Source organism: Pantoea sp. CTOTU46764, assembly GCF_031974595.1.
Lineage (GTDB): Bacteria > Pseudomonadota > Gammaproteobacteria > Enterobacterales > Enterobacteriaceae > Pantoea > Pantoea trifolii.
Map to the genome: position 1 here is coordinate 33,469 of NZ_DALYOQ010000034.1, position 10,155 is coordinate 43,623.

The following is a 10,155-nucleotide window of genomic DNA, read 5'->3' on the forward strand; positions in this document are numbered from 1 at the left end:
TTTTTGTCGCCTTTGAGGTTACATAATGGATTGGCGTTTTTTACAAGCGAACAAAGAGGCGCGCTGGTCGTTTTATTTGACGCTGGCCTACCTTGCCGTTTGGGGACTTTCTGCCTGGCTGGGCGGCAATGAGATCGGCTTCTTTGGCTTACCAAGATGGTTTGAGCTTTCGTGCCTGTTCGCCCCGCTGCTGTTTATTGTGTTGTGCTGGCTGATGGTGCGCGTGCTGTTCCGCGACATGTCGCTGGAGGATAACGATGGACTCTGAAATCATTCTTCCGCTGTTGGCCTATCTGGTGCTGATCGCTGCGCTGTCGGTGTTTGCGATGCGCAAGCAGCGTCAGGGCAACTTCCTGAGTGAATACTTCCTCGGCAGCCGTTCGATGGGCGGCTTTGTGCTGGCCATGACCATCACTACCACTTACATCAGCGCCAGCTCATTCATTGGCGGCCCCGGCGCTGCCTATAAATATGGTCTTGGTTGGGTGCTGCTGGCAATGATTCAGGTGCCCGCCGTCTGGCTTTCTCTTGGCGTATTAGGCAAGAAATTCGCCATTCTGGCGCGTCGTTACAATGCTGTGACGCTTAACGACATGCTTTATGGCCGCTACGGCAGCACGTTACTGATTTGGCTCTCCAGTATCAGTTTATTGGTGGCGTTTATTGGCGCGATGACCGTGCAGTTCATCGGTGGCGCGCGTCTGCTGGAAACCGCTGCGGGTATTCCTTACGACACCGGCCTGCTCATCTTCGGTGGCACCATCGCGCTCTACACTGCTTTCGGTGGCTTCCGCGCTAGCGTGCTGAACGATGCGATGCAAGGCATGGTGATGCTGATCGGCACCTTCCTGCTCCTCTTCGCGGTAATTCACCAGGCGGGCGGGCTGGAAAGCGCAGTAACCAAACTGCACAACATCGATCCACAACTGACGTCGCCGGAAGGCGTTGGCAATGTCATCAATCCAACCTTCCTCAGCTCGTTTGCGGTACTGGTGTGTTTCGGTGTGATTGGTTTGCCCCACACTGCGGTGCGCTGTATTTCGTATAAAGACAGCAAAGCGATGCATCGTGGCATTGTGCTCGGCACCATTGTGGTAGTGATCCTGATGCTTGGCATGCATCTGGCCGGTGCGCTGGGCCGCGTGATTTTGCCCGATCTCACCATCCCCGATCGCGTGATCCCCACGCTGATGATTACCGTGTTACCGCCGATGGCGGCGGGCGTATTTCTTGCGGCGCCAATGGCGGCCATTATGTCGACCATTAACGCGCAGCTGCTGCAATCCTCCGCTACGCTGATCAAAGATCTCTACCTGCGTATTGCACCGCAGCACAGTGAAAATGAGGCGCGCCTGCGCATGCTGTCAGGCACTATCACTTTCGTGCTTGGCGTGCTGCTGCTGCTGGCGGCGTGGAATCCACCCGATATGATTATCTGGCTGAATCTGCTGGCATTTGGTGGTCTTGAAGCCGTGTTCCTGTGGCCGCTGGTACTGGGCTTGTATTGGGAGCGCGCCAACTCTACCGGTGCGATCAGCGGTATGCTGGTCGGCGCGGGATGCTATACGCTGCTTGCCAGCCTGAACATTGAATGGTGGGGTTTCCACCCAATTGTTCCGTCATTGACCTTAAGCCTGCTGGCCTTCCTGGTGGGTAATCTGTTTGGCCGCACGCCTGCAACGCATGCAGCGGCACTGGAATAAAGAGAAACGCTATGCCTTGGATTCAAATCAAAATTAACAGCACCGGTGAAAACGCCGAAACCCTGAGCGATGCGCTGATGGATGTTGGCGCGGTGTCGGTCACTTTCCAGGATACGCACGACAATCCGGTTTACGAGCCGCTGCCGGGCGAAACGCTGCTGTGGGGCGATACCGATGTCATCGGCCTGTTCGACGCCGAAACCGAGATGAGCGATGTGGTGGCCGAGTTAAGCCAGCATCCGCTGCTGGGATCCGCGTTTCGCCATAAGATCGAGCAGATCGAAGATAAAGATTGGGAACGTGAATGGATGGATAACTTCCACCCGATGCGTTTCGGTGAGCGTCTGTGGATCTGCCCGAGCTGGCGCGATGTGCCAGATCCAGATGCCGTCAACGTGATGCTGGATCCGGGCCTTGCATTTGGTACCGGCACGCATCCCACCACGTCGATGTGTTTGACCTGGCTTGATGGGCTGGATCTGCAAGGCAAAACGGTGATCGACTTTGGCTGTGGCTCCGGCATCCTCGCTATTGCCGCACTAAAATTAGGCGCAGCGCAGGCGATCGGTATTGATATCGATCCGCAGGCGATCCAGGCCAGCCGCGATAATGCCGAACGTAATGGCGTCTCTGAGCGTCTGGCGCTCTATCTGCCCCACCAGCAGCCGGAAAACCTGCAGGCTGACGTGGTGGTCGCCAACATCCTCGCTGGTCCGCTGCGCGAGCTGGCGCCGCTGATTAGCGTGCTGCCGAAAGCCGGTGGGCATCTTGGATTGTCCGGCGTGCTGGCGAGCCAGGCCGAAAGCGTGTGTGAAGCTTACGCCGATCGTTTTGCACTCGACGCGGTTGCCGAGAAAGAAGAGTGGTGCCGCATCACCGGCGTACGCCGCTAATCTGCCCGCTTGCCAGTCGGGCTAACTGACTGGCAAGCCGTTCTATTTTTCTGAGACCCGTCTCAAAGCGCCAGCCCTTCTCATCTACTGCCGTTTCTTTACATTTCAGTCATTACAATCCTGCTCCAGGCGATAGCGCTATCCCTTTTTGGCAATGTCTTGTAGGGCATTTCACTCCGATAAATCGCTGAAAGTAATTGATTATGAAAAAGAAACTTTGTTTACTCGCTTTTCTGACAAGCATGGCGTCGTTCACGCACGCCCATAGCTCCAACTGGTCTTATGAAGCACCAGATGAGTGGGGCAACTTGCACGCCGATTATCATACCTGTAAAAGCGGTGTGAACCAGTCACCTGTCGATATCCGCAAGGTGGTGAATGGACAACTGCCGCCGCTGACGTTGAGCTATCAAGCCAAACAAAAGTCCATCATCAATAACGGTCACACCCTCCAGATCAACGTCAAGGATGGCGATGCGCTGACGCTGGATGGCGAAGCTTATACGCTGCGTCAGTTCCACTTCCATACGCCGAGCGAAAATCTGATTGATGGCAAACGCTTTCCGCTGGCTGCGCATTTCGTCCACGCTAGCGAAGAGGGCCATCTGGCGGTGGTTGGCGTGATGTTTGAAGCCGGGTCGGAAAACCCTGCGCTGGCAGAGGTACTGCGTGAGTTACCCGCTGAAGTTAACAAAGAGGTGGCCCTGCAACAGCCACTCAATCTCAGCGCTCTGATTCCGGGTCAAAAGAACTATTTTCGCTTTAGTGGTTCGCTTACGACGCCACCTTGCACCGAAGGTGTGCGCTGGTTAGTGATGAAGCAAACTGTTTCGGCATCTGCTGAACAGCTCAAAACGTTCACCACCTTGTTGGGTGAACATGGCAACAGTCGTCCTGTGCAGCCGCTGAATGGTCGCGTGATTATTGAATAGTGACCTGATAACTGAGGTTACATCCGTCACTCCCTCTGCACGCGCGCTCCAGGGGAGTGACATTCAATCCACTATTGGCGGAAAAGACGTTAAGCTAACGTAACTAAGTAGCTCAATTAATAATCATTATGGCGTCATTTCTTTCGCTAATTACCTGAAGTGGCGGTTTTTATGTTGTGATTTCGGTCATGTTTTGAGAAAAATTTTTGTACACAATTCCATCATATTTTTTTAATCATATGAAATATAAAGATTAATACCTTTCCTTGTGCCTGATATGTTGATTTCCCCTCTCTCTAACGGCGAATTGTTCAAAGTTTGGCCTTTCATCTTCTTTAAAAAATGCGTAATATACGCCGCCTTGCGAACAGTTAGGGTCACTTCTTTTTCATGCGCATTGGACAACATCAGCTACGTAATCGACTCATTGCTGCGCCTATGGCCGGAGTATCCGATAAGCCATTTCGCACCCTGTGTTATGAGAACGGCGCCGGTATGACTGTCTCCGAGATGCTGTCGTCGAACCCGGAAGTTTGGGCCAGTGACAAATCCCGTTTGCGTATGGTGCATAGTGACGAGCCTGGTATTCGCGCCGTGCAAATTGCCGGTTGCGATCCTGATGAGATGGCTGCTGCCGCGCGCATTAATGTGGCGTCTGGCGCGCAGGTTATCGATATCAACATGGGCTGCCCAGCCAAAAAAGTGAATCGTAAGATGGCAGGTTCAGCGCTGCTGCAACATCCGCAACTGGTGGAGTCCATTCTCACCGCGGTCGTCAATGCAGTGGATGTACCGGTTACGCTGAAGATTCGCACCGGCTGGGACAAAGAAAATCGTAATTGTGTAGAGATTGCCCAATTGGCTGAACGCTGTGGCATTCAGGCTCTCACCATTCATGGCCGCACGCGCGCCTGTTTGTTTGAGGGATTTGCTGAATACGACAGCATTCGGACAGTTAAGCAGAGCGTTTCCATTCCGATCATCGCGAATGGCGACATTACTGACCCGCATAAAGCCAGAGCGGTGCTCGACTATACCGGAGCCGATGCTCTTATGGTTGGCCGTGCCGCTCAGGGAAGACCGTGGATCTTCCGGGAAATCCAGCATTATCTGGACACAGGGGAGCTGCTGGCACCGAAGCCGCTGGCTGAAGTGAAGCAAATGCTGATTGGACACATACGGGAGCTGCACGACTTTTACGGTCAGCGCAAAGGATACCGTATTGCCCGAAAACACGTTTCCTGGTATTTGCAGGAAAGTGCTCCTGATGACCAGTTTCGGCGCACATTCAACGCCATAGAGGATGCCAGCGAACAGCTGGAGGCGTTGGAGGCATACTTCGAAAATCTTGCGTAAACGAAATAAAGAGCTGAAAGAACTATGTTCGAACAACGCGTAAATTCTGACGTACTCACCGTTTCTACCGTTAACTCTCAGGATCAGGTGACCCAAAAGCCACTGCGTGATTCGGTTAAACAGTCACTGAAGAACTATTTTGCTCAACTGAACGGTCAGGATGTGAGTGACCTGTATGAGCTGGTATTGGCAGAAGTCGAGCAGCCTCTGTTGGACATGGTGATGCAGTACACCCGTGGCAACCAGACCCGTGCAGCTCTGATGATGGGTATCAACCGCGGTACCCTGCGTAAGAAGCTGAAAAAATACGGCATGAACTAATCTGTTCGTTGCTGCGATAACGCCAGCCTTGCGGCTGGCGTTTTTGTTTCTGCAGCACGGATAATTTCCTGACGTTAGCAACGCATGAAACAATTGGCGCGATAATGGTAACGATAGTTGCAATTTCCGCAGTGATATCCCCTCCCCCTTAGCAACACCTTTTCTCCATTTTACTTCGCGCCTATTTATCCTTCATCACGCTTCAGCCCGCTCTCTCTGTGATCATTAACCGCTTCGGCCGTAAGCGTGCAAACTCATACATCCACTCCTGAGCGTTAGCTCACACTGCTTCCATATAGTGAAACTTTTTGCACTATTTGTGATCGTGTCGTCTCGTCATGCTGCCTTTTGGTGCGCCATATTAGTCAGAATCTTCTGAGTGCTTCAGTTTATTAAAAGATCTTTCCAGAGAATTCAGGATTCTGCAAACCTGGCATCAGGTTTGCAGAGTTGTGAATGGCTAACCACCACAGACAGAAAACAGCGCACATTAAAGTGCGCGCAAACATAACAACACACGATATCGCCACACAGGATGCTTTATGAAAAAGATGATGCTTTCCACTTTGGTTGCTGCAGCCTCGCTGTTCGCCGTTGCTCAACAAGCGCACGCTGGCACCACGCTGGATGCCATTAAAAAGAAAGGTTTTGTACAGTGCGGCATCAGTGACGGCCTGCCAGGCTTCTCTTATGCTGACTCTAACGGCAAATTCACCGGTATTGACGTGGATGTATGCCGCGCAGCGGCTGCCGCAGTATTTGGCGACGCAACCAAAGTGAAATACACCCCGTTGACCGCAAAAGAGCGCTTCACCGCGTTGCAGTCCGGCGAAGTGGACATCTTGTCTCGTAACACCACATGGACCTCATCGCGCGATGGCGGCATGGGCTTCCTGTTTGCAGGCGTAAACTATTACGACGGTATCGGCTTCCTGACTCACCAGAAAGCCGGTCTGAAAAGTGCTAAAGAGCTGGATGGTGCCACCGTGTGTATTCAGGCCGGTACTGATACCGAGCTGAACGTGGCTGACTACTTCAAAACCCACAAAATGCAGTACACGCCAGTGACCTTTGACCGCTCTGACGAATCCGCCAAAGCGCTCGACAGCGGCCGTTGCGACACCCTCGCATCCGACCAATCTCAGCTGTATGCGCTGCGTATTAAACTTGGCAAGCCAGACGAGTTCATCGTACTGCCAGAAGTGATCTCCAAAGAGCCGCTGGGTCCCGTTGTGCGTCGCGGTGATGACGATTGGTTCACCATCGTTAAATGGTCGCTGTATGCCATGCTGAACGCGGAAGAGATGGGTATCAGCTCTAAAAATGTCGATGACATGGTAGCCAAGCCAACTACACCGGATATGGCACATCTGCTGGGCGCGGAAGGTGACTTCGGTAAAGACCTGAAGCTCGATAACAAGTGGGCTTACAACATCATCAAACAAGTAGGTAACTATCAGGAAGTGTTCGACCGTAACGTCGGTAAAGACAGCGCACTGAAAATTAAACGCGGCCAGAATGCGCTGTGGAATGCGGGCGGCATCCAGTACGCTCCGCCAGTTCGTTAATTCCGTCCTGCCAGTCGGGCACCGCATCCTGCGGTGCCCACGCGTAATCTTCACTGAGGTTTTAACATGTCGCAACGCCCAACCGTAAAAAGGGATTTTTCGTTCGGTAATCCTACGGTTCGCGCCTGGCTTTACCAGATCGTCGCGATTGTTGCCGTGCTTGCTGTGGTGGGATATCTAATCCACAACACCGTAATCAACCTGGCCAATCGTGGCATCACTTCCGGATTCGGGTTTCTGGATCGCAGTGCCGGCTTCGGCATTGTCCAGCACCTGATCGAATACACCGAAGGCGACACCTACGCGCGCGTGTTTATGGTGGGGTTGACCAATACCCTTCTGGTTTCCGCGCTCTGTATTGTATTCGCTTCGATCCTTGGCTTTGCCGTTGGTCTGGCTCGCTTATCTGAGAACTGGCTGCTGCGTAAGCTTTCAACCATTTACATCGAGACCTTCCGTAATATCCCGCCGCTGCTGCAGATCTTTTTCTGGTACTTTGCGGTACTGCGTAACCTGCCCGGCCCGCGTCAGGCACTCAACGCGTTTGATTTAGCATTCGTCAGCAATCGCGGTTTGTATATCCCGTGGCCCGAGTACGCGCCTGGCACCTGGCCATTTTTGATCGCGCTGGCGTTAGCGGTGCTGGGTTGCGTGGCGCTGTTCCGCTACAACCGTAAGCATCAGCTTAAAACCGGCCAACTGCGTCGCACCTGGCCGGCTGCGGTTGGGCTGCTGGTTTTGCTGCCGCTGATTGCTCATACCCTGTTTGGCGCTGCCATGCATTGGGATGTGCCAGAACTGCGTGGATTTAACTTCCGCGGCGGTTTCGTAATGATTCCTGAGCTCGCTGCGTTGACTCTCGCGCTGTCGGTTTATACCTCGTCGTTTATAGCCGAAGTAATTCGCTCTGGTATTCAGTCGGTACCGCATGGTCAAAATGAAGCCGCACGTTCGCTCGGTTTACCTAATCCAGTAACCATGCGTCAGGTGATTATCCCGCAGGCCATGCGTGTGATTATCCCGCCACTGACCAGCCAGTATCTCAATATCGTGAAAAACTCATCGCTGGCGGCCGCTATCGGCTATCCAGACATGGTTTCGCTGTTTGCCGGTACCGTGCTGAACCAAACCGGTCAGGCGATTGAAACTATTGCGATTACCATGGCGGTCTACCTGATTATCAGCCTGATCATTTCACTGCTGATGAACCTCTACAATCGCAAAATTGCGCTGGTTGAGCGTTAAGAGAACGGGATCATTATGTCTGTTACTACACATGAAACACCGCCGATTCCGACCAACCCACTGAGTAAGGCTTGGCTCTGGGCACGCAAAAATCTGTTCTCCAGTTGGCTGAATACGCTGCTGACGCTATTCAGTATCTGGCTTATCTGGAACGTGATTCCTCCGGCACTGAACTGGCTGGTATTTCAGGCTAACTGGATTGGTGAGACGCGCGCAGACTGCACCAAAGAAGGCGCATGTTGGGTGTTTATCCATGCACGCTTTGGCCAGTTTATGTATGGACTCTATCCGCATGAGCTGCGCTGGCGCATCAATCTGTCGCTGGTCATCGGCTTGCTCTCGATCATTCCGATGTTCATCAAATCAATGCCGCGTCGCGGTCGCTATATCGCCTGCTGGGCGGTGGTCTATCCGATTGTGGTTTGGTTCCTGATGTATGGCGGCTATTTCGGTTTAGAGCGCGTAGAGACTCGCCAGTGGGGCGGCCTGACATTGACGCTGATTATCGCGTCAGTGGGGATTGCCGGCGCACTGCCGTTGGGGATTTTACTGGCGCTGGGACGCCGCTCAGAAATGCCGGTGGTGCGTACACTTTCGATCATCTTCATTGAGTTCTGGCGTGGCGTACCGCTGATAACCGTACTGTTTATGTCATCGGTGATGCTGCCGCTGTTTATGGCGGAAGGCACCACCATCGACAAACTGGTGCGTGCACTGGTTGGCGTGATCTTGTTCCAGTCCGCTTATGTCGCGGAAGTGGTACGCGGCGGTTTGCAGGCGCTACCGAAAGGCCAATATGAAGCTGCGGAATCGCTGTCGCTGGGTTACTGGAAAACCCAGATGCTGGTGATTTTACCGCAGGCACTCAAGATGACCATTCCCGGCCTGGTGAATACCATCATTGCCCTGTTTAAAGATACCAGCCTGGTGATCATCATCGGCCTATTCGATCTCTTCAGTAGCGTGCAGCAAGCCACCGTCGACCCAACCTGGTTGGGGATGTCGACAGAAGGCTATGTGTTTGCTGCCATGGTTTACTGGATTTTCTGTTTTAGCATGTCGCGCTATAGCCAGTATCTGGAGAAGCGTTTTCACACCGGGCGTGCATCGCACTGAGGTTTAACATGACACAAACTATGACTAATGCGGCTGATGCCATGATGATTACACTCGAAAACGTTAACAAATGGTACGGCCAGTTCCATGTACTGAAAGACATCAACCTAAAAGTAAAACCACGTGAACGTATCGTACTGTGCGGACCTTCTGGTTCGGGTAAATCGACGACAATTCGTTGCATCAACCACCTCGAAGAACATCAGCAAGGACGTATCGTGGTGGATGGTATCCATCTCAATCACGATGTGCGCAATATCGAACGCGTTCGTACCGAAGTAGGTATGGTTTTCCAGCATTTCAATCTTTTCCCGCATCTTACGGTTCTGCAAAACTGTACGCTGGCGCCGATTTGGGTACGCAAAATGCCGAAGAAAGAAGCGGAAGAGTTGGCCATGCATTACCTCCAGCGTGTGCGCATTGCCGAGCATGCGCATAAGTTTCCCGGCCAGCTTTCGGGTGGTCAGCAGCAGCGCGTGGCTATCGCTCGTTCACTCTGTATGAAGCCGAAAATTATGCTGTTTGATGAGCCAACTTCAGCGCTCGATCCTGAGATGGTCAAAGAGGTGCTCGATACGATGATTGGCCTGGCAGAAGATGGCATGACCATGCTGTGTGTTACCCATGAGATGGGATTTGCGCGTACCGTGGCGGATCGCGTGATCTTTATGGATCGCGGTGAAATCGTGGAAGAAGCTCCACCTCAGGAGTTCTTCGCTAACCCGAAATCAGAACGTACGCGTGCGTTTCTGTCGCAGGTTATTCATTAATATCCAGATAGTGAGATTGAAAAGCGCCTCTGCTGCAAAGCAGGGGCTTTTTTATAACTGCAATTTTAATGGGGTGCTTTTGGCGGGCATAGAAGGTTTTGATGCATACAAAAAAGCCCTGAACTTTCGTTCAGGGCTTTTGTGTTTGATGCCTGGCAGTTCCCTACTCTCGCATGGGGAGACCCCAAACTACCATTGGCGCTACGGCGTTTCACTTCTGAGTTCGGCATGGGGTCAGGTGGGACCACCGC

Annotated in this window: 10 protein-coding genes and 1 rRNA gene; 10 read left to right on the plus strand and 1 reads right to left on the minus strand. The window is 52.7% G+C overall.

The features are described 5' to 3' along the window. The first annotated feature begins 25 nt into the window (after positions 1–25). From RTM06_RS12965 to RTM06_RS13010, 10 genes are all read left to right on the plus strand, one after another. A complete protein-coding gene (locus RTM06_RS12965) occupies positions 26–268 on the plus strand; it encodes a YhdT family protein (protein WP_008102001.1) in 243 nt (80 codons plus the stop codon). After that, positions 258–1,703 (plus strand): sodium/pantothenate symporter, encoded by a 1,446-nt coding sequence (panF, locus tag RTM06_RS12970; protein WP_061720208.1) that lies wholly within the window; start codon positions 258–260, stop codon positions 1,701–1,703. Before RTM06_RS12965 ends, panF begins: the two co-directional genes overlap by 11 nt. An 11-nt stretch (positions 1,704–1,714) precedes the next feature. Beyond that, complete coding sequence (gene prmA, locus RTM06_RS12975) at positions 1,715–2,596, plus strand: 50S ribosomal protein L11 methyltransferase (protein WP_256697611.1); 882 nt, start codon at positions 1,715–1,717, stop codon at positions 2,594–2,596. 203 nt (positions 2,597–2,799) lie between these two features. Continuing rightward, the gene (locus RTM06_RS12980; protein ID WP_312182665.1) at positions 2,800–3,528 is read left to right on the plus strand and encodes a carbonic anhydrase family protein; all 729 of its coding nucleotides are present in this window, start codon (positions 2,800–2,802) and stop codon (positions 3,526–3,528) included. Positions 3,529–3,918: 390 nt separating this feature from the next. Then, positions 3,919–4,884, plus strand: a complete 966-nt coding sequence (gene dusB / locus RTM06_RS12985) for a tRNA dihydrouridine synthase DusB (protein WP_036648759.1) — start codon at positions 3,919–3,921, stop codon at positions 4,882–4,884. A 24-nt stretch (positions 4,885–4,908) separates the two neighbouring features. Next, positions 4,909–5,205: a DNA-binding transcriptional regulator Fis gene (gene fis, locus RTM06_RS12990; RefSeq protein WP_007891954.1), complete on the plus strand. Its 297-nt coding sequence runs from the start codon at positions 4,909–4,911 to the stop codon at positions 5,203–5,205. A gap of 542 nt (positions 5,206–5,747) precedes the next feature. Then, positions 5,748–6,773, plus strand: a complete 1,026-nt coding sequence (locus tag RTM06_RS12995; protein ID WP_293792380.1) for an amino acid ABC transporter substrate-binding protein — start codon at positions 5,748–5,750, stop codon at positions 6,771–6,773. A gap of 66 nt (positions 6,774–6,839) precedes the next feature. Beyond that, positions 6,840–8,018 carry an amino acid ABC transporter permease gene (locus RTM06_RS13000; RefSeq protein ID WP_256697614.1) on the plus strand — a complete coding sequence of 393 codons (1,179 nt, stop codon included), beginning with the start codon at positions 6,840–6,842 and terminating at the stop codon, positions 8,016–8,018. A 15-nt stretch (positions 8,019–8,033) separates the two neighbouring features. Next, entirely contained in the window at positions 8,034–9,134 is a 1,101-nt protein-coding gene (locus tag RTM06_RS13005) for an amino acid ABC transporter permease (protein ID WP_061720212.1), read from the plus strand. 8 nt (positions 9,135–9,142) lie between these two features. Next, entirely contained in the window at positions 9,143–9,904 is a 762-nt protein-coding gene (locus RTM06_RS13010; protein ID WP_061720213.1) for an amino acid ABC transporter ATP-binding protein, read from the plus strand. 150 nt (positions 9,905–10,054) lie between these two features. Here the strand turns inward: RTM06_RS13010 and rrf are convergent. Next, positions 10,055–10,155: ribosomal RNA gene (rrf, locus tag RTM06_RS13015) — 5S ribosomal RNA — on the minus strand; the annotation flags it as partial.